Source organism: Lacrimispora sphenoides, from assembly GCF_900105215.1.
Taxonomy (GTDB): Bacteria; Bacillota; Clostridia; order Lachnospirales; family Lachnospiraceae; genus Lacrimispora; species Lacrimispora sphenoides_A.
Genome location: NZ_FOIP01000001.1, coordinates 2584303 through 2604190 on the forward strand (window position 1 = coordinate 2584303; position 19888 = coordinate 2604190).

General features: G+C 46.0%; 16 protein-coding genes. 7 read left to right on the forward strand and 9 right to left on the reverse strand.

The features are described from left to right. Nucleotides 1-9: 9 nt before the first annotated feature. Complete coding sequence (locus BMW45_RS11765) at nucleotides 10-531, reverse strand: NYN domain-containing protein (RefSeq protein WP_092243684.1); 522 nt, start codon at nucleotides 529-531, stop codon at nucleotides 10-12. Between the two features lie 56 nt (nucleotides 532-587). Then, a complete protein-coding gene (locus tag BMW45_RS11770) occupies nucleotides 588-1958 on the reverse strand; it encodes an MATE family efflux transporter (protein WP_092243687.1) in 1371 nt (456 codons plus the stop codon). 695 nt (nucleotides 1959-2653) lie between these two features. Here BMW45_RS11770 and aspS point away from each other — a divergent pair. The 5 genes from aspS (at nucleotide 2654) to BMW45_RS11795 (ending at nucleotide 8650) form a co-directional block, all read left to right on the forward strand. Continuing rightward, entirely contained in the window at nucleotides 2654-3985 is a 1332-nt protein-coding gene (aspS, locus tag BMW45_RS11775; protein ID WP_092243690.1) for an aspartate--tRNA(Asn) ligase, read from the forward strand. A 100-nt stretch (nucleotides 3986-4085) separates the two neighbouring features. Continuing rightward, nucleotides 4086-4379 (forward strand): Asp-tRNA(Asn)/Glu-tRNA(Gln) amidotransferase subunit GatC, encoded by a 294-nt coding sequence (gene gatC / locus BMW45_RS11780; protein WP_025234740.1) that lies wholly within the window; start codon nucleotides 4086-4088, stop codon nucleotides 4377-4379. A 13-nt stretch (nucleotides 4380-4392) separates the two neighbouring features. Further along, entirely contained in the window at nucleotides 4393-5898 is a 1506-nt protein-coding gene (gene gatA / locus BMW45_RS11785) for an Asp-tRNA(Asn)/Glu-tRNA(Gln) amidotransferase subunit GatA (RefSeq protein WP_092243693.1), read from the forward strand. Further along, on the forward strand, nucleotides 5899-7332 hold the full coding sequence (gene gatB / locus BMW45_RS11790) for an Asp-tRNA(Asn)/Glu-tRNA(Gln) amidotransferase subunit GatB (protein WP_092243696.1): 1434 nt from the start codon (nucleotides 5899-5901) through the stop codon (nucleotides 7330-7332). 31 nt (nucleotides 7333-7363) lie between these two features. After that, nucleotides 7364-8650, forward strand: coding sequence for an aspartate aminotransferase type Ic (locus tag BMW45_RS11795; RefSeq protein WP_025234737.1), 1287 nt, complete (start codon nucleotides 7364-7366; stop codon nucleotides 8648-8650). Nucleotides 8651-8717: 67 nt separating this feature from the next. Here BMW45_RS11795 and apgM read toward each other — a convergent pair whose 3' ends face one another. The 3 genes from apgM to BMW45_RS11810 are packed head-to-tail and all read right to left on the reverse strand — an operon-like array spanning nucleotide 8718 to nucleotide 12239. After that, complete coding sequence (apgM, locus tag BMW45_RS11800) at nucleotides 8718-9971, reverse strand: 2,3-bisphosphoglycerate-independent phosphoglycerate mutase (RefSeq protein ID WP_092243699.1); 1254 nt, start codon at nucleotides 9969-9971, stop codon at nucleotides 8718-8720. Between the two features lie 24 nt (nucleotides 9972-9995). Next, nucleotides 9996-10733, reverse strand: coding sequence for a hypothetical protein (locus tag BMW45_RS11805; RefSeq protein WP_092243702.1), 738 nt, complete (start codon nucleotides 10731-10733; stop codon nucleotides 9996-9998). Nucleotides 10734-10751: 18 nt separating this feature from the next. Then, complete coding sequence (locus BMW45_RS11810; protein ID WP_092243705.1) at nucleotides 10752-12239, reverse strand: SLC13 family permease; 1488 nt, start codon at nucleotides 12237-12239, stop codon at nucleotides 10752-10754. A 242-nt stretch (nucleotides 12240-12481) separates the two neighbouring features. Here BMW45_RS11810 and BMW45_RS11815 point away from each other — a divergent pair, with 242 nt between their 5' ends. Further along, nucleotides 12482-13369, forward strand: coding sequence for a LysR family transcriptional regulator (locus BMW45_RS11815; protein ID WP_166433333.1), 888 nt, complete (start codon nucleotides 12482-12484; stop codon nucleotides 13367-13369). 39 nt (nucleotides 13370-13408) lie between these two features. On the opposite strand, the gene BMW45_RS11820 is transcribed toward BMW45_RS11815, so the two are convergent. The 4 genes from BMW45_RS11820 to BMW45_RS11835 form a co-directional block, all read right to left on the reverse strand. Then, nucleotides 13409-14287 (reverse strand): LysR family transcriptional regulator, encoded by an 879-nt coding sequence (locus tag BMW45_RS11820; RefSeq protein ID WP_092243711.1) that lies wholly within the window; start codon nucleotides 14285-14287, stop codon nucleotides 13409-13411. Nucleotides 14288-14387: 100 nt separating this feature from the next. After that, complete coding sequence (locus BMW45_RS11825) at nucleotides 14388-14936, reverse strand: GNAT family N-acetyltransferase (protein ID WP_092243714.1); 549 nt, start codon at nucleotides 14934-14936, stop codon at nucleotides 14388-14390. An 87-nt stretch (nucleotides 14937-15023) separates the two neighbouring features. Continuing rightward, nucleotides 15024-16220, reverse strand: a complete 1197-nt coding sequence (locus BMW45_RS11830) for an NADP-dependent isocitrate dehydrogenase (protein WP_092243717.1) — start codon at nucleotides 16218-16220, stop codon at nucleotides 15024-15026. 72 nt (nucleotides 16221-16292) lie between these two features. After that, on the reverse strand, nucleotides 16293-16712 hold the full coding sequence (locus BMW45_RS11835; protein ID WP_025234729.1) for a metal-dependent transcriptional regulator: 420 nt from the start codon (nucleotides 16710-16712) through the stop codon (nucleotides 16293-16295). A 305-nt stretch (nucleotides 16713-17017) separates the two neighbouring features. Between BMW45_RS11835 and BMW45_RS11840 the strand changes: the two genes are divergently transcribed. Continuing rightward, nucleotides 17018-19882: a penicillin-binding transpeptidase domain-containing protein gene (locus BMW45_RS11840; RefSeq protein WP_092243720.1), complete on the forward strand. Its 2865-nt coding sequence runs from the start codon at nucleotides 17018-17020 to the stop codon at nucleotides 19880-19882. Nucleotides 19883-19888 lie beyond the last annotated feature (6 nt).

The following is a 19888-nucleotide window of genomic DNA, read 5'->3' on the forward strand; positions in this document are numbered from 1 at the left end:
AGGATAGAATTAATCCTTTTTATTCAACCGTATTTTTTCCAGATATTCAAACAGCTCAGGGTCTACGTTATCGAAGAGGCGGTTTTTCTTTGAGGGAATTCTCTCCAGATGTTCCTTTTTAATCTCAGTATTTGTCTCTTCGATTTCTTTTTTTAAATCCCTGGCGGAGAGGCGTGTGCTGCCTGTTCCTAGGATGATGATCTGCTCTAACTTGTCCGAGGTGGCTACCCGCACCTGATACTGCCTGCCGATCTGTTGGGAGACCTTTTCGATGTACTGGTCTGCGGTTTCCGCTTCCTTAGTAAAGATCACATGAATGTTGTGGTATTTTATGACTGTGCCTGGGTTTCCCTTGACCTTGTAGCCGTCAAAAACCAGAATGACATTGCATTTTTTATAACCCTGGTAATTGCATAGAATATCCTGAAGTTTCGTTCTGGCGGAGTCCATATTGGTCTCCGCCAGTTCCTTTAGATCAGGCCAGGCAAATATGATGTTGTAGCCGTCTATTAAAAGATATTCGGAGCTCATTGTTTGCCTCCTAATGGAGCAAGCGGAATGCTTGCATATTCAGTTGCGTGGGAACCCTATAGTTTCTTGATGCAGTTTTCATAAATTCGTTTAAACAGTATGGTGGTTAAAACCAGAGACATGATTTCAGCCAGAGGGAAGGCAAACCAGATTGCATGAAGTCCAAAGACTTTCGCGAATATATATGCAATTGGCAAAATACAAACAAGCTGCCTGGCGACGGATACGATCAGGCTGTAGATGCCGTTTCCAAGAGCCTGGAAAACAGAACCGATAATGATGCTGTAGCCGGCAAAGAGGAACCCTAAGCTGATGATGCGAAGAGCGGGTACCCCAATGGAAATCATGTACTCGGAGGCATCAAACAGGAGTAAAAGCTGCTTCGGGAACACCTGGAAGATGATAACTCCCAGGAACATAATGGAGACAGATCCTATGACGCTGGAGCGTATGGTTTTCATGATACGGTCCCTGTTTTTTGCACCCCAGTTATAAGCGACAATGGGCACCATACCGTTATTAAGTCCGAACACTGGCATAAAGATGAAGCTTTGCAGCTTAAAGAAAATGCCGAATACGGAGACTGCGGTTTCGGAGAACAAAAGGAGGATCTTATTGACACCAAAGGTCATGACAGAACCGATGGACTGCATGATAATGGAGGGAAGTCCTACCTTATAAATATCAATGATCGTTTCTTTATGCGGGCGAAAACTCCGCATGTTTAAATTTACATCAGGATTCCTGGTTAAATTAAAATACAGCAGGAGCATCATGGCAATGATCTGGCCGATAATAGTTGCAATAGCGGCTCCGGCAATGCCAAGGCGTGGAAATCCAAAGAGCCCGAATATGAGGATTGGGTCCAGAATGATATTGATGATGGCTCCCAGTCCCTGGGTGATCATATTATAGATGGTGCGGCCGGTGGACTGCATGATCCGTTCAAAAGCAATTTGCAGATAAACGCCAAAGGAAAAGATGGTGCAGATGGAAAGATAGATGGTTCCCTGGTTGATGATTTCTTCATTGCCTGTCTGCACCGTAAAATAAAACCGGGAAAAGAAGATTCCAAACAGGGCGGAGACAAGATAGCTGAGAATAAAAACAAATATTCCATTGACTGCGGCCAGATTTGCCTTTTCCGGATTCTTTTCCCCTAAGGAGCGGGAAAGGAGAGCATTGACTCCCACACCGGTTCCTACGGCGATGGCGATGATTAAATTTTGAATGGGAAATGCCAGGGAGACAGCAGTAAGAGCTGTTTCGCTGATCTGTGCCACGAAAATACTGTCGACTACGTTATAAAGTGCCTGTATCAACATGGAAATAACCATGGGAAGAGACATGGTCAGTAAAAGCTTGTTCACCGGCATGGTTCCCATCTTATTCTCTTCAGGTCTTATAGCATCCAATGTTTTAGACATAAAAAAAGGCCCTCCTGATTCTTTAGTAAGCGTGTTCATAATTGTAACTGTTACGACTGGAAAAGTCAATATTGTATGATTTATTAGGTTCTATTTCCCAATGTTGGTGATAATTTGTGAAAAATAAGTATTGCAGGTTAAAATGGATTATGATATTATAAGTGAAATTCATTGTAGTTAAGTGATGAACTGTTATAAAACAGGCCTGTGCAGGGAATCATGAATCAACAGGAGTTTAAATACATTCGGTGAGCCAAAGGCGAACCGGACTTCCGTTATATCGAAAAAGGCAGAGAAGGAGACTCTGGCCTATGGACCTCAACAGGAAGAGGGCGTCACCGACTGAGAGCGCCGTCACGTGGGACTTGGCTAAGGGAACACTCCGGAGCCGATATGCCGAAGCGGCAGTCAATTCTTAAAAGTGATTGACTGTGACATGAGTAGGCGTATCCGTACACATGCGTTAAATGTTTGAGTGGGGACATTTGCTTATCCGGCTGTCATATCTGCGGCCGGAGGAAGAAGCAGCTGTCTCAATGCGGGTGGTACCGCGGGAACTTATAGCCATATAAATCCCGTCCCGGAATATGTAACTGTATTCCGGGGCGGGATATTTTTATGCTTAGCACGGCTAAACGATCAAATACCCTTTACCGGAATCAAAACAATTACATTCAGGTAAGGAGAATGCAGATATGGAATTTATCAGTGGTGTTAAAGAAAAGGAGACGGTCCCTGTGGACCGCATCAAATCCGGCGGTTATGAAGGCCGGACCGTAAAAATGGAAGGAAGCGTCCATACCATAAGGGATATGGGAGAGGTTGCTTTTGTGATCCTTCGGAAAGCAGAAGGACTGGTACAGTGTGTGTACGAGGAAGGGAAAACGGATTTTGACTTAAGTCTTTTAAAAGAAGAGTCGGCGGTCCGGGTCACTGGAATCGTATCAAAGGAAGAGAGGGCTCCCCATGGGTTTGAAATCCGCCTTTTGGAGATTGAACGTTTATCCCAGCCGGCAGAGGCCCTTCCTGTGGCAATCAGCAAGTGGAAATTAAACACTTCCCTTGAGACAAAGCTGACGCTGCGCCCCATTACCCTTCGCAATCCCATGGAGAGGGCAAAGTTCCGTATTCAGGAAGGCATTGTAAGAGGCTTCAGGGACTTCCTTCACAGCCAGGGTTTTACGGAGATCCGTACACCAAAGATCGTAGCCCGCGGAGCAGAAGGCGGCTCCAACGTATTTAAACTGGATTATTTTAATAAAAAAGCAGAACTGGGTCAAAGTCCCCAGTTTTATAAGCAGACCATGGTAGGCGTATACGACCGGGTATTTGAGGTCGCTCCCGTCTTCCGTGCAGAAAAGCATAATACAACAAGACATTTAAATGAATATACCAGTATGGACTTTGAAATGGGATACATTGACAGCTTTGAGGAGATCATGGAAATGGAGACAGCCATGCTCCAGTATACCTTTGGACTTCTATGCGAGGAATATGAAACAGAGCTTAAAATGCTTAAGGTCACACTCCCCGATGTAACTAGTATCCCAACAGTCCGTTTCGCAGAAGCAAAGGAACTGGTTTCGGGGAAATACAACCGCAAGATCAGAAACCCCTATGATCTGGAACCGGAGGAGGAAGTGCTTATCGGCCGGTACTTTAAGGAAGAGTATGGCAGTGATTTTGTATTTGTTACCCATTATCCGTCAAAGAAGCGTCCTTTCTATGCCATGGACGATCCGGCAGACCCTAAGTTTACCTTAAGCTTTGATTTATTGTTCAAGGGGCTGGAAGTGACTACCGGAGGCCAGAGGATTCATGATTATGCAGCGATCCTCAAGAAAATGGAGGCCAGAGGCATGAATCCGGAGGATATTTCTTCCTATTTAATGATATTCCAATATGGTATGCCGCCTCACGGAGGCCTTGGAATCGGTCTGGAGCGCCTTACCATGCGTCTTCTTGATGAAGGAAATATTAGGGAGACCACCCTTTTTCCAAGAGATGTAACGAGACTGGAACCATAATAAAGAGGAACCACCCTGCGGGTATACCTTTACGCCCGGTAAAATGGGTGGGTCCTGCCCAGAAAACGTGGGCTGGAAATATGAAAGGAGGAAGAAAAAGATGGCACACATGATCGATGATGCTACAATCGAATATGTAGGAATCCTGGCACAGCTTGAACTTGACCAGACAGAAAGGGAAGCGGCAAAGAATGATATGGGCCGTATGCTGGATTATATTGATAAATTAAACGAACTGAATACCGACGGCGTGGAACCCATGTCCCATGTATTCCCGGTACACAACGTTTTCCGTGAGGATGTGGTGGAAAACGGTGACGACAGAGAGAACATCTTAAAAAATGCTCCGGAAAGTAAGGATGGAGCCTTTAAGGTGCCAAAAACAGTGGAATAGGGGGGAGACTCGTATGACAGCGAAAGAAATATTATCCCTTACGGCGGTACAGTTGGGGAAAAAAATAAAAGACGGAGAGGTTACTTCCGTAGAAGCAGTAAAAGCAGTCCTGGGTCAGATAAAGGCCATGGAGCCGGTGCTTAACAGCTTTGTGACCATAGAAGAAGAAAAAGCACTGAAACAGGCGGAGGAGGTGCAGAGGCAGATCGCAGCCGGTGAACTGACCGGTCCTCTGGCAGGTGTACCGGTAGCGGTAAAGGATAACATCTGCATCGATGGAATGAAGACCACCTGCAGCTCCAAAATCCTTTGGGACTTCGTTCCTGCTTATACGGCCACAGCAGTGGAGAATTTAAAAAAAGCCGGAGCAGTGATTCTTGGAAAAACCAATATGGATGAGTTTGCTATGGGAAGCACCACGGAAACTTCGGCATACGGAGTTACAAGAAACCCATGGAACCCGGACCACGTTCCCGGCGGTTCCTCCGGCGGTTCCTGTGCGGCGGTAGCGGCGGCGGAATGCTTTTATGCCTTGGGGTCGGATACAGGAGGTTCCATAAGACAGCCAGCCTCTTTCTGCGGAGTTACCGGATTAAAGCCTACTTACGGAACCATTTCCAGGTACGGGCTGATTGCCTACGGGTCTTCCTTAGATCAGATCGGGCCTGTTGCAAAGGACGTGTCGGACTGCGCCGCGGTTCTTGAGGTTCTGGCTTCCCATGATGAGAAGGACAGCACATCCGTAGAGCGGAAAGACTGTGACTTTACTGAGGCTTTAAGAGATGATGTGAAGGGAATGCGGATCGGCATACCGGCGGATTATCTGGGGGAAGGCCTTGATCCAGAGGTAAAGGAGGCGGTTTTAAAAGCCGCAAGGGTTCTGGAGGAAAAGGGAGCTATTCTGGAGACTTTTGATCTGGGTATGGTGGAATATGCGATTCCGGCATATTATGTGATCGCTTCCGCAGAGGCCAGCTCCAACTTATCCAGGTTTGACGGTGTGAAATATGGCTATCGTGCAAAAGAATACAACGGACTTCACGGCATGTATAAAATGAGCCGTTCTCAGGGATTTGGCCCGGAGGTAAAACGACGCATCATGCTTGGTTCCTTTGTATTAAGCTCCGGTTATTATGACGCCTATTATCTGAAGGCATTAAAGACAAAGGCTTTGATCAAGAAAGCATTTGACGAGGCATTTTCAAAATACGATGTGATTTTAGGGCCTGCTTCCCCGTCTACAGCACCAAAGCTTGGAGAGAGCTTAAGCGACCCCTTAAAGATGTACCTGGGCGATATCTATACCATTTCCGTAAACCTAGCCGGTCTTCCAGGTCTTACGGTTCCCTGTGGCAAGGATTCTAAAGGACTGCCCATTGGAGTTCAGTTTATTGGGGATTGTTTTAAGGAGAAGAACATCATCCGGGCAGGCTTTGCTTTTGAGCAGAGCAGAAGCTATGAGATGGCTCCTATGGCAGCAGATGCTGTTTTAAGACCCGCGGGAAGGGAGGAGAGGTAAATGAGCAAACAGTATGAGACAGTTATAGGACTGGAAGTCCATGTGGAACTTGCCACAAACACGAAAATCTTCTGCGCCTGCTCTACGGAATTCGGCGGAGCACCCAATACCCACACCTGCCCGGTATGCACTGGTATGCCCGGTTCCCTTCCGGTCCTTAATAAGCAGGTAGTGGAATATGCCCTTGCAGTAGGCCTTGCGGTAAACTGTCAGATCAACCAGTACTGCAAGTTTGACCGGAAGAATTACTTTTATCCCGATAATCCGCAGAACTATCAGATATCCCAGCTTTATCTCCCCATCTGCCACGATGGCTGCGTAGAGATTGATACACCGGCAGGAAAGAAAAAAATCGGGATCCATGAGATCCATATGGAAGAAGATGCGGGAAAGCTTATCCATGACGAATGGGAGGATTGTTCCCTGGTGGACTTTAACCGGAGCGGGGTTCCCCTCATTGAAATCGTTTCAGAACCTGATATGAGAAGCGGGGATGAGGTGATCACCTACCTGGAAAAGCTGAGACTCATCATTCAGTATCTGGGTGCTTCTGACTGTAAGCTTCAGGAAGGCTCCATGAGAGCCGATGTGAATTTATCTGTCCGTGAGGCCGGTTCCTCAGAACTTGGAACCAGAACGGAGATGAAAAATTTAAACTCCTTTAAGGCCATTGCCCGTGCCATTGAAGGAGAACGGAAGCGCCAGATCGAATTGCTTGAAGAAGGGAAGCCGGTGGTTCAGGAAACAAGGCGGTGGGATGACAACAAGGAATCCTCCTATGCCATGCGCTCCAAAGAGGATGCCAGGGATTACCGTTATTTCCCGGACCCGGATCTGCCTCCAGTGGTCATAAGTGATGAATGGATCAGGAGCATAAGGGCCAGACAGCCGGAGCTTCGGACGGAGAAGATGGCCCGCTATCAGGAGGAGTTTAAGCTATCTGAATATGATGCGGATATCATCACCGGCTCTAAGCATATGGCAGATATTTTTGAAGCGGTCACCACAATCTGCGGTAAGCCGAAAGAGGCTGCAAACTGGCTGATGGTAGAGGCCATGCGGCTTTTAAAAGAGCGTGACACGGATCCTGAAAAAATGACATTTTCCGCGGAAAACCTTGCAAAATTAATTCTTTTAGTAGATAATGGTACCATTAACCGTACCGTGGGCAAGGAAGTCTTTGAAAAGATCTTCGCAGAAAACATTGATCCGGAACAGTATGTGGAAGAAAAAGGATTAAGGGTAGTAAATGACGAAGAGGAGCTGCACAGGGTAATTGAGGGAATCGTTTCCGCTAATCCACAGTCCGTGGAGGATTATCATAGTGGAAAAGAGAAAGCTTTTGGATTTTTGGTAGGCCAGACCATGCGGTCCATGAAGGGAAAAGCCGATCCGGGAGCGGTCAACAGGATTCTTAAGGAACTATTAGGTTAAAGGAGTCTATATGAGGAGGAAAAAGAAATCTATGAAGCCATATGTTGAGATGACAAAGGAAGAGTTACAGGAACTGAGAAAACAGCTTCACGTGCAGTATAAGGAGTTTCAGGGCAAGGACTTAAGGCTTGATATGTCGAGAGGAAAGCCCAGCACAGAACAGCTGGATATATCCATGGGAATGATGGATGTATTGAGCAGCAACGACGATTTGACCTGTGATGACGGTACCGACTGCCGTAACTATGGGGTGCTTGACGGAATCAAGGAGGCAAAGGAGCTTCTTGCCGATATGATGGAGGTTGCGCCTGACCATATCATTATTTACGGAAATTCCAGTTTAAATGTCATGTATGATACGGTTTCACGCTCCATGACTCACGGCGTTATGGGAAGTACTCCCTGGAGCAAGCTGGATAAAGTGAAATTCTTATGCCCTGTTCCTGGATACGACAGACATTTCTCCATAACCGAATACTTTGGGATCGAGATGGTAAATGTTCCCATGACCCCAACCGGTCCGGACATGGATATGGTGGAAGAGCTGGTGGCAAACGATGATTCCATTAAAGGAATCTGGTGCGTTCCGAAGTACTCCAATCCTCAGGGAATTTCCTATTCCGATGATACAGTACGCCGCTTTGCCCGGTTAAAACCGGCTGCAAAAGACTTCCGTATCTACTGGGACAATGCGTATACCATTCATCATTTATACGACAGGGACCAGGATCATCTCATTGAAATCCTTGCAGAGTGCAAGAGAGCCGGTAATCCGGATATGGTTTATAAATTCGCCTCCACTTCAAAAGTCAGCTTCCCAGGTTCCGGTATCGCAACCATCGCGGCCAGCCAAAACAACTTAGTTGACATAATGAAGCAGTTAAAGATTCAGACCATCGGCCATGATAAGGTAAACCAACTGCGCCATGTACGCTTCTTTGGAGATATTCACGGCATGGTAGAGCATATGAGAAAGCATGCAGATATCATGAGACCGAAATTCGAAGCAGTGAACCAGATCCTGGAAAGAGAGCTTGGCGGACTTGGAATCGGAGAATGGACCAGTCCCAAAGGCGGCTATTTCATTTCCTTTGATTCTCTTGACGGATGTGCAAAAGCCATTGTGGCAAGGTGCAAGAAATCCGGTCTCGTCATGACCGGAGCAGGAGCCACTTACCCATATGGAAAGGATCCAAGGGATAATAATATCCGCATTGCGCCTTCTTATCCTCCTTTATCTGATCTGATCCTTGCGATGGAATTATTCGCTCTTTGTGTGAAGATCGTAAGCATTGACAAGATTTTAAAAGAATCATAAAACTAAAAGCGCCGGAAAATGACAGCAGTTTCATCATTTTCCGGCGCTTTCTTTTTATTTTTCTGGATCAGGCTCCTCTCTTTTTGGTAAAGCCCATCAGGTCCATTTGCATGGTAAATATATCCCTTGCCTTAAGGCTTTGTAAGGCTCCTTCCATAAAAAAGGTTTCTCCCGCCTTTTCTGTCTTATCCCGTCTTACATCCCAACCCCAGATAATGGTGGGGACGCCGTCTCCTGTATGGTCTCTTGCTTCACAGGGGGTGGAATGGTCTGCTGTGAAAGCGATGTAACATTGTTCTCCGTTAATGTGATCCATGATATAGCCTGCCATGCTGTCGATCTCTTCTATGATCCGGACCTTTTCCAGAGGCTGGTTGTCATGACCTGCCAGATCGGTGCCCTTTATATGGACGATGACCCAGTCGTAGCCTTCCTTTATCGATTCCACAGCCTTCCTGGCTTTTCCCATGATGTCTGTGTTAAATCCGCCGGTAAAGGAATCCTGTACGTAATAATCGAAACCAACCAGCCGGGCGATCCCTCCTACGGTGATATCGCCTGCAATGCAGAGGGCGCGGATGCCCAGCTGCCGGGCCGTACTCGGTATGGTGCTTAGCTGCCCCGGTCCCCTGGTTATGATTACGTTAGCCGGCAGCAGGCCCTTCCTGATCCGTTCCTGGTTGACCGGATGGTTTTTTAGGATCTCCATAGCATTCCTGGTGAATTCCCACAGGTTTTCAGCAGTTTTCGCAGCCTCTTTACAGGCCGGATCCTCTGGACAGGGGATTACCAGCTTTGCTCCTTCGTTTGCAGTCCCTACATCTGTGGGTACAATAGCCGCAGACAGTCCCTTCCCTCGAAGTACCACTGCGACCCTGTGCTGGGTCAGCTCCTTTACAAGAACGGTGGTGCCGTCTTTAAGCTTCATTCCGGATAAGGCTTCGGCAAGTTCCCTGGTCCCATCCTGAATCCGTCCGGCTCTCCGGTCGATCACGGTATATTCCTCGTCAATGGTTCCGAAATTCCCTCGAAAGGCAACATCTCCTTCCATGATTTCGATTCCTCCGCTTAAAGCTTCCAGAGGGCCCCTGCCGGGGTAGTACTTATCGGAATCGCAGCCAAAGATCTCCATATGGCCCACATCGGTGCCAACGGGTATCCCTGGGGCGATGGGATAAACGTTCCCTGTGCAGCCTTCCCTTGCCAGGCGGTCCAGGTTTGGCGTGTTTGCATATTCTAACGGGGTTAAACCGCCCAGCGCTTTTATTGGCCGGTCTCCCAGCCCATCAGAAATAATCAGTATTCCCTGTCTTTTCCTCATATGATCACTCATCCTTTTTTCGATTTATTCATTGACCGGCTTTTTAAGCAGGTCTAAGTTGCGGTACATGAATCCGGCTGACAGCAGGATAATGATGATCCATAGGAAAACAGAGGAACCGCTCTTCTTGTCAAACACGTTAATGGCAAGCTTTGATTCTTTTCCCGGGGAAACCTTTCCGAAATCAAATCCTCCGAACGTATATCCGTCTTCGCTGGTGATGGTGAAAGGTTTTTTATCGGAATAATCCACGATATTAAGAAGTTCTTTTCCCTTTGGGACGGCAATTTTCATCTGGTAAGAACCGATGGATGTTGGGGTGGTGTTTTTGGCCTTAAATGAGAGTTCCTTTGCATTGCCGGGATAGGTATCACCCAAATCCGCAGCTTCTCCTTCGTAAAATCCTTTCCCCCGTAAAACCACCTGAAAGGAAACCTCTTTTTCTTTTTCAGCAAACACTGCCAGATAATAAGACTGGTCTCCATCTATTTTTTCTGTGACTTCATCTGCTGTCAGAGTACCGGAGATAGCTTTCATGGATTCTATGGCAGCATCCTTCCAAATGGGAAAGATGACTTCCCCGGATTCATTGGTTTTGGCATTTATGGTCTGGGTAATGATTCCATCTTGCCCATCAGGCGTTATCCGGTCTTCCATGGATACTACTTTACCGGCATCGTCTGCGTAGGAGGTCTGTACCGCCGCCAATGAGACAAACAGGCAGAGACATGAGATATATGATATTTTTTTTAATCTGTTCATATAATTTTTTCCTTTCTGTTATACCAGTCCAATGAATCGGAACCAGGTCAGGGAGGCGATGATCATTAAGCCCCATTTGGCAAGCAGCACCAGTGTGCCGTAAAGCATTTGTTCAAGGACATTGAAAAAGCCGGTATTGTAATAGATTAAATTGACTTTGCTGTGAGGCGGCAAAGTAATGGTATCGGAAATACAAAATGCAGCCGGAAGGGCCAGGGCAACAGGATTGATCCCGGTTGCATTGGCGATGCCGATGATTGTGGGAATAAGAATAATGGTCCGCACTGTCTTGGAGGTGAAGATAAAGTGACTGAAGCTGGCAATCAGCATGATGACAGCAAATATTACAGTAAAGCTCATATTCTCAATACCTAAATGGGCAAACAGAGCGTTAAGCCCCCATGCGGCCACACCGGTTTCATCCAAAGCCACTCCTGCGGCATAAGCCCCGCAGGCGAAAATCAGAAGATTCCAGGAAATTTTGGCCTCTTTCCATTTCAGTATGCCGAGATAGGGCATGAAGAATAATGCCGCTGATAAAATAGCTACCATTACAAGGCTGAGCTGGAATCCGAATAAATGTATCTGCCTGGTATCAATGGCCCATAAGGCTATGGTGATGCCAAAGATGACCAATGCTTTCTTTTCTACCAGACTCATTTTACCAAGATTTTTGCGTTCCTCTTCCAGAAGGCTTAAGTTAATCTTTGCATTTGAAGCAGGAATTTTAAACAACAGTTTTCCTATGAAAAATGATGCCAGCAATGTGAGGATGGTGACCGGGGCGGATGCAATGAACCAGTAGGTCCATGAAATGTTCTGCCCGGTTAAATCCTTAATAAAGCCAATGGCCATGATCTGGGCGCTGGTTGCGGTTACGATGGCTCCTGTGGACAGGTTATTGGACTGAATTCCCTGTAAGGCCAGAAGTTTTCCCAGGTTATTCTTAGGGTCATTCATAGTAGTTCCGAATGCTTCGATTACCAGCAGGACAATGGGGAACATCATTGCCGCCCGGGCCGTGGTGGAGGGTACGACAAAAGCAATCAGGAAGTTGGTTGCCATCAAAAGAAGCAGAATGCTGTTTGCGCTTTTTCCGAACCTGGTTATGAGATTTAAGGCAAGACGTTTTGCAAGACCGCTTTTTTCCATGCCTGAGGCGATGATAAAGGCTGCAAAGGTCAGCCAGATAACCTCATAGCCCAACACGCCCATGGCTTTTTCTTCTTCCCAGACGCCAAGGATGGGAAGAGCCACAATGACAAGAAGGGAGACCGTGTAATTAGGAATGCTTTCCGAGACCCATAAAATAAGGGCAGTTAAGAATACCCCCAGAGCCATCTTTCCTGCATAGGACAGTCCTACAGGGACCGGGGTGGAATAGAATAGGCCGAATACGATCAGTGCGGCCGGAAGCCCGAAGAATTGCATTTTCAGTTCAAAAGGGCTTTTGACTTTTTTTACTTTGATTTCTGGTGCTGACAATGTTGCTTTTGCTTCATTCATGGCAGCATCTCCTTTCTTACAATATCTTATTGTAGCCTAAGTGTAAAATTTTTGTTGAGAAAAGTACAACGATAGATTTTTATATTTATTTCATTCTTAGGGGAGGATTCCATGACTTTATAAATTAATCTTATAGGGTTGGGAAAAATGTTTATTAAGAATAGAATATTTGACATGATTTTGTGAATTTGCTATAATCTCCATAAATATATTTTATGCAAAAGACTTTAAGGAGAACGATCATGAATCTGGAAACCTTGGAAACCTTTATAAAAGTTGCCGGGAACCATAGTTTTACCCAGACTGCTTCAGAGATGTTCTGCTCCCAGGCGGCAGTTTCCATACGCATGAAAAGCCTGGAAAAACATTTTGAGACTATATTATTTGAAAGGGATAATAACAGGATAGGATTGACAAAGGAAGGGAAGCTGCTTCTGCCTTATGTGGAAACGGTCATGGAAACCATGAGAGGGGCGGAAAAGGAGATATACGCCTCCCAGAATCTGAAAAACAGGGAAATACGCTTCGCATGTTCCGGTACGCCCGGAACTTATATCTTTCCGCCGATCATTCATGCCTTTTCCGCCAAATATCCGTCTGTGACCGTGGTAAACCACGTAGAGTACACTCAGAATGTTTTTGAAGATATTGAAGCCAAGGTTTTTCCTCTGGGTTTTGTGAGCCAGCCTTTCCCACCGCAAAGAGAGTCACTGCTGTATGAGGAGCTGATGGACGATCCACTGGTCTTTTTTGCATCCGTAGAAAATCCATTAAGCCGGAAAGATGAGGTTACGCTGGAAGATCTGGTAGGAGAAACCCTCATGACCACCAATCACCGCTCATCCATTGTGAAATACTTAGAGTCGGTTGGAAGCCTTAACTTCCCGAAGAGGAACATCCAGGCCATTGGAAACATCGAAGCGGTGAAAAAATGCGTGGTAGATAATAAGGGAATCGGCATATTATCGGTCCTTGCTATTGAGACAGAACGTAAATACGGAGTAATAAAAGAGTTAAAGCTTAAGGATCCCATAAATCTTACCAGAAAAATATATGCGCTGTATCATAAGGATCAGCCATTATCACTTCCTGATGAAGTGTTTCTGGATTTTGTGAAGAATTATATATGACGCTCCATAGAGGGATAAAATCCCCCCATGGAGCGCCTTCTATTCGAACAGCACCAGGTTGATAAATGCCTGGAATGCTTCTGTCTGAAATTTGTCTTTATGAAACACCACATGATTCATACAGCTGATATCCAAGTTTTTCACTTCTATTTCAGTGACTTCCCCTCTTTTTATAGACTCGTCGGCTAAAATCCTGGGAACAATGCCGATTCCGATATTTTCTTTCACCGCCTGCAGGATCACATCCGAGTTGGTGCTTACCCATTGCGGCTCGGCCGATAAATTGTTTAATGCCAGGGCACAGTCAAAGGTGTCCCGGATGGTACAGCCCTGTTCTCTCAAAAGCAGGGGCTCTTCAATAAGCCGGTCCAGAGCCACCGGCTGTGCAAGGCGTTCTGCAAAAGGATGGCCGGGAGCGCAGATAACTGCCATAGGATAGGAAGAAAAAGGAATCTTCTCCAACTGTTCGTCCGCTATGACACCCTCGATCAGGCCGATATCCAATTCATTTTTTAAAAGCTTATTTGTGACTTCAATAGAATTGTTAACGGTGACCTTTAGCTGGGTATCTGGGTTTGTCAGGGTAAAGCGGGATACCACTTTGGGAAGTAAGTATCTGGCAAGGGTTACACAGGAGCCGATCCGTAAAGGCGCCTGCAGATGCAGGGAGCCGGAGTAGTTTTCCAGATCCTGATACAATTCCAGGAGAGGAATGACCTTAGACAAATAAAATTTTCCGTTTTCATTGATGACCACTCTTCGGGACACACGGTTAAACAGAGAAGAGCCGACGGATTCTTCCAGTTCGTTGATGGCGTGGGAGATGGCTGGCTGGGTCATGGACAGCGCTTTGGCCGCTCCGGTGATGCTGCCTTCTTCACACACCGTTTTAAAGATAGTAAGATGTCTTAAGTTCATATCAGGGATCCTTCCATTACCAAGATGTTATATAACAATCTTCATTATATCATTTTGATAATGGTATGAACAGAGATTTAGAAAAAAATGTCAAAAATATTTAAAGCCTCACCATCATCAGATGGGCGGCCGCATAACTTCCATCCCGGTATTTAAAGCAGTACTCCTTGGTGCCGTAAATCTCAAAACCGTACTTTTTATAAAGAGCCAGACCCCGTTCATTTTCACTTACCACTTCCAGCTCCAACTGCTCATAGCCCATTTCCCGGGCTCCCCTTATGATGGCTCCAAGGAGATGGGAACCGATCCCAAGCCCCCAGTATGGCTTGCATATGGAGATGCCAAAGGTGGCCCGGTGGGCATAACGATCAAATAATGCAATGGGGTTGATTCCGGCATTTGCAATAATCTTCCCGTTAACTACGGCGCAGATCATCAAATCCTTCTGGCTTTTAAGGAGGGAAGATAGAAAATCCTGTTCGTGGTGGAGAGAGATGTTGATCTCATCTGCGTATCGGGACATATACCTGGTTTCCTCTGAAGTCTGGCTCATGAGTCTTAAGATAGCGGCTGCGTCACCAGGGCCGGGACTTTTTAAGAGGCATGGGGTCCCGTTTTTTAACAGGACTTCTTTTGGCTTGTATTCCATAATTGAATTACCTCCTGAAATGAAAAAGAAAGCAGCTGATTTTGCGGCTTTCTTTTTCTGTCATAGTTTATTTGAAACCAGGTATCTTTACAGCCGTTTTGCAATGGCCTTTATAAATTCCTCACTGTTTAAAGCTGTTGGATTAGGTATGGTAGTAATGAGTGCCAGATCTTTTGTCATTTCACCGGCTTCGATGGTATCGATGGTCGCCTGTTCCAGTTTATCTGCAAATGCGGCCAGTTCTGCGTTTCCATCCAGTTCTCCCCGTTTTCGCAGTGCACCGGTCCATGCAAAGATGGTGGCAACGGAGTTTGTGGAGGTTTCCTCCCCCTTTAAGTGCTTGTAGTAATGGCGCTGTACGGTTCCGTGGGCGGCCTCGTATTCATAATCCCCATCCGGAGATACCAGGACAGAGGTCATCATGGCCAGAGATCCGAAAGCAGATGATATCATATCGCTCATTACATCGCCGTCATAGTTTTTGCAGGCCCAGATGTAGCCGCCTTCTGATTTCATGACGCGGGCGACTGCATCATCGATCAGGGTGTAGAAATAGGTGATGCCTGCCTCTTTAAATTTGTCCTCGTAATCAGCCTCAAAGATGTCCTGGAAAATATCCTTGAAGGTATGGTCGTATTTCTTTGAAATGGTATCCTTAGTGGCAAACCATACATCCTGACGGGTGTCAAGAGCGTAATTAAAACAGCTTCTTGCAAAGCTTTCAATGGAATCGTTTAAGTTATGCATTCCCTGTACGATTCCTGGACCGTTAAAGGAATGGACCAGCTCCCGTGTTTCGCTTCCATCCTCTGCGGTATAGACAAGTTCTACTTTACCGGTTCCGGGGATCTTCATTTCAGATCCTTTATAAACATCACCGTAAGCATGCCTTGCTATGGTAATAGGTTTTTTCCAGTTCATCACACATGGTTCGATTCCCTTTACAACAATGGGAGCGCGGAACACGGTTCCGTCTAAGATTGCCCGGATGGTGCCGTTGGGACTTTTCCACATCTCTTTTAGGCTATATTCCTTTACACGGTCTGCGTTGGGAGTAATGGTGGCACACTTGACAGCGACCTTATATTTTTTGGTGGCATTGGCGGAGTCAATGGTCACCTGGTCGTTTGTCTTGTCACGGTATTCCAGGCCCAGGTCGTAGTATTCTGTATTTAAATCAATATATGGCAGCAGAAGGTGGTCTTTGATCATCTGCCAGAGAATCCTGGTCATTTCATCGCCATCCATTTCGACGATAGGGGTTGTCATCTTAATCTTATCCATGTGTTTGTCCTCCTTAGAAATGTTCGTGTTATGCTATAGTATACGATGAATTATAAAATCACACAAGCGTTTCTATGTAAACTTATCCAGCCATTTTTCAATATTATACACAGTTTTCGGCTCAATGAAATGTTCCACCTTTTCCACCTGCTCTAACTCATCAGAATTTTGATTGATGTAGCAGAAAAAACGGTGGAGGACTTCATGGCGGAATAATAAATATTCTCCCAGCTCTAAGCCGTCCTCTGTCAGGGATACGGTGCCGTATTTCTCAAAGCATACCAGTCCCTGTTTCCTTAAGTTTCCCACCATTTTTGATGCGGAAGAAGGCTTTACATGCAGGCATTCCGCCAGCTCCTTGATGCGGACAGGCTGGCCGTCACGATGGATCCTGCATATCATTTCCAGATAATCTTCCATGGAGGAAGTGATTTGCGTATGCTCCAAGAGGGAGTAACCCTTCAGGGTATAGAAATTATCGGTTTGGGCCATGGTTCGATCCTTTCTTTTAACCTTTGAATATTACTTATATTTATTCTCATATAGGGAGATCTATGAGTGGGGAGGGTAAAAGGAGGGATGATTCGTTTAGCGCTAGCTTAATAGCACTTTGAACAGGGAGTTCTGCCCAGGGCATCTGCATCTGCTTGTGTCATGTGGGCAGGGGATTTCATATTGCGAACCTTAAGATGCTTTCTGATAAATTATCAGATGTGATTTTATAAAAAAAAGTTTACATCAGAACCAAATCCGTGTATAATGAAATCTTACAAGTGTAAGATTAAAGGAGAACCATTTTGCGCAATCATAAATTATGGAAAAAAGAGAATCTTTCCGGACTTCAATTACTGGACCGGATTCCAAGACTGGCAATCCTGGGTGCTTTATTCGGATTTCTGTTTCTGGCGCTTATTTTACGGTTATACCGTTTACAGATCCTGGAAGGGGCAGCAAATCAGGAGGAGTTTATGAGTTCCATTATGAAGACTCAGAGACTTGCCGGAAGCCGGGGAAACATCTATGACAGGAATGGGAATTTACTGGCTTCAAACCGGCTTTCCTATGATATAACCCTGGAGGATTCCCAGAATTACAGATCCAACAAAGAACGTCAGCGGTCCTTGAACGGAATTGCCTATCAGCTGATCCGCCTGGTTCAGGATGAGAACAAGCTGAATACAGTTTTGCCTATATCTGTGGACGAACAGGGAAACTATGGATTTACAGAAGAAGGGTGGAAGCTCAGCCGTTTCAAAGCCGATTTTTATGGAAAAAGCACGATAGATGAGCTGACGGAAGAACAAAAGAATGTAACAGCAGAAGAACTCATGAAAAAATTATGCGGCAAGGAAAAGTTCCTGATTGAGGATACTTACACAGAAGAAGAACAGGATCAATACGGACTGCCTCAAAACCTTACTGCAAAGGATATTTTGCAGATAGCAAACATCCGCTACGGCCTTTCCTTAAATTCATACCGCAAGTACCTTCCATATCTGGTCGCATCAGATGTGTCTGAGGAATCGATGGTGGCGGTGTTGGAAATGAAACGCAGCCTGCCGGGGGCGGATATCCAGGAAGGCAGCATCCGTGTTTACGACGGAGGAGAAAGCCTTTCTTCCATATTGGGGTATACCGGGCCGATTTCCGCCGATGAACTGGAAGCAGGGAATCGGGAAGGTGCCGTTTACACGAACCAGTCCACGATAGGAAAAGGCGGAATTGAGAAATCTATGGAAGACCGGCTTCGTGGCCAGGATGGCATGGAACAGTTTTATACGGACGTCGTGGGAAACCGGAAATCGGACCCGGAAATCACCAGGGTGCCCCAGACTGGAAACGATATTTACTTAACCATTGACAAGGATTTACAGAACGCGGTTTATCAGATGCTGGAACAGCAGATTGCCGGAATCCTCCTTGCCAACATGTCAGAGAGCAAAAGGGCGGACATGCCAAAAGCAGCCGATGCCTCCCAGATCCGGATTTCATCGGATGAAGTGTATTTTGCATTAATAAAGAATCATGTCATTGATACCGGACGGCTGCAGGAAGCGGATGCAACGGATCTTGAGAAGGCTGTCTATGAAAGGTTTACGAATAAGAAAGAGCAGGTTTTTAGGGAGTTTTCTGATTCCTTTGATGTTTCAGACTCCGGATATGACTCTTTAAGCAGTGAGGTGAAAGGTTATTATGATTATCTTCTGGATGTAGTAAAGAAGAAAAAAATACTTTCGGATAAAAGCGGGGATTGGGACCGGAAGGAAAAAAGCTTCCGCCAATATCTTTCCGATTGTATTGCAAATGGCTGGATTGATTTAGGCCAGGTGGAATCCTCTGAAAAATATATGACACTTGAAAACAGCAGACACCTGACGGAAGAAATGATCCTGGACAGTTTAAAGAAAGATTCCGGTTTTGATTTACTGATATTTCAGGCAATGTTAACAGAAGGTACTTTAACTGGGGAGGATGTGGAAAAACTTCTTTATGAACAGGGAATCCTATCAAAAGAGGATCCGGATTATGCCCTTCTTACCAATGAGCAGCTGAATGCCTGGCAGTTTATACGTAAGAAAATAAAAAATCTGGAGATCACCCCCGCCCAGCTGGCGTTAAACCCCTGTTCCGGATCGGCTGTAGTGGTTAGCCCCAAGGACGGACAGGTGCTCGCCTGCGTAAGCTACCCGGGCTATGATAACAACCGGCTGGCAAATCAGATGGACACGGAATACTATCAGAGGCTTGCAGCAGATTTATCCCTGCCCCTGTTTAACCGGGCTACCAGCCAGCTGACGGCTCCTGGTTCCACCTTTAAACCGATAACGGTAATTGCAGGATTGAATGAAGGGGCCATCAGTACAGATACCAGTATCGTATGCACCGGCGTATTTGATAAGATAGAGCCTCCTCTGCGCTGCTGGAAACGGTCAGGACACGGTCCGATTCTCTCCAGTGCCGATGCCCTTAAAAATTCCTGTAATGTTTATCTGTCCGAAATCACATACCGGCTGGGGACCGGAGAGGACGGGTTGTTTTCGGAAGAGAAAGGACTCAATAAGCTTCGTGAATATGCCGGCTTGCTTGACCTGGATAAAAAGACAGGCATTGAAATCGGGGAAGCGGAACCTCATGTTACGGATCGGTTTGCCATACCTTCATCCATCGGACAGGGAACCCATAACTATACGACGACGCAGATTGCGCGTTATACCTCAACACTTGCTAACCATGGGAATAGCTATGACCTTTCCCTGATTTATAAAGTGACAGATTCAGATGGCAATACGATCCAGTCCTTTACGCCAGTGCTTCAGTCCAATGTTTCAATTCCAGACTACATATGGAATGACGTGGCAAAGGGCATGAATGAACTGGTAAAAACCAATGCAACCTTAAAAGACTTAAAAGTGAATGCAGCCGGAAAGACCGGAACGGCAGAGGAATCCAAAAGCCGGCCAAACCACGGACTTTTCATAGGATATGCCCCGTTTGAGGACCCGCAGATAGCCGTAACTGTGCGGGTCGCCAACGGCTACAGTTCCGGCAATGTGGTCGGGGTAGGAAAAGAGATTTTCAATTATTACTTTCATCTGGAAGATCCCGCTGATATCCTTACCGGGACTGCTTCCGGCGTTTCCAATAATCTGCGGACGGATTAACAGGAG

Coding starts and splice junctions, on each gene's coding strand:
- BMW45_RS11765 (WP_092243684.1), bottom strand. CDS start 531: ATGAGCTCCGAATATCTTTTAATAGACGGCTACAACATCATATTTGCC.
- BMW45_RS11770 (WP_092243687.1), bottom strand. CDS start 1,958: ATGTCTAAAACATTGGATGCTATAAGACCTGAAGAGAATAAGATGGGA.
- aspS (WP_092243690.1), top strand. CDS start 2,654: ATGGAATTTATCAGTGGTGTTAAAGAAAAGGAGACGGTCCCTGTGGAC.
- gatC (WP_025234740.1), top strand. CDS start 4,086: ATGGCACACATGATCGATGATGCTACAATCGAATATGTAGGAATCCTG.
- gatA (WP_092243693.1), top strand. CDS start 4,393: ATGACAGCGAAAGAAATATTATCCCTTACGGCGGTACAGTTGGGGAAA.
- gatB (WP_092243696.1), top strand. CDS start 5,899: ATGAGCAAACAGTATGAGACAGTTATAGGACTGGAAGTCCATGTGGAA.
- BMW45_RS11795 (WP_025234737.1), top strand. CDS start 7,364: ATGAAGCCATATGTTGAGATGACAAAGGAAGAGTTACAGGAACTGAGA.
- apgM (WP_092243699.1), bottom strand. CDS start 9,971: ATGAGGAAAAGACAGGGAATACTGATTATTTCTGATGGGCTGGGAGAC.
- BMW45_RS11805 (WP_092243702.1), bottom strand. CDS start 10,733: ATGAACAGATTAAAAAAAATATCATATATCTCATGTCTCTGCCTGTTT.
- BMW45_RS11810 (WP_092243705.1), bottom strand. CDS start 12,239: ATGAATGAAGCAAAAGCAACATTGTCAGCACCAGAAATCAAAGTAAAA.
- BMW45_RS11815 (WP_166433333.1), top strand. CDS start 12,482: ATGAATCTGGAAACCTTGGAAACCTTTATAAAAGTTGCCGGGAACCAT.
- BMW45_RS11820 (WP_092243711.1), bottom strand. CDS start 14,287: ATGAACTTAAGACATCTTACTATCTTTAAAACGGTGTGTGAAGAAGGC.
- BMW45_RS11825 (WP_092243714.1), bottom strand. CDS start 14,936: ATGGAATACAAGCCAAAAGAAGTCCTGTTAAAAAACGGGACCCCATGC.
- BMW45_RS11830 (WP_092243717.1), bottom strand. CDS start 16,220: ATGGATAAGATTAAGATGACAACCCCTATCGTCGAAATGGATGGCGAT.
- BMW45_RS11835 (WP_025234729.1), bottom strand. CDS start 16,712: ATGGCCCAAACCGATAATTTCTATACCCTGAAGGGTTACTCCCTCTTG.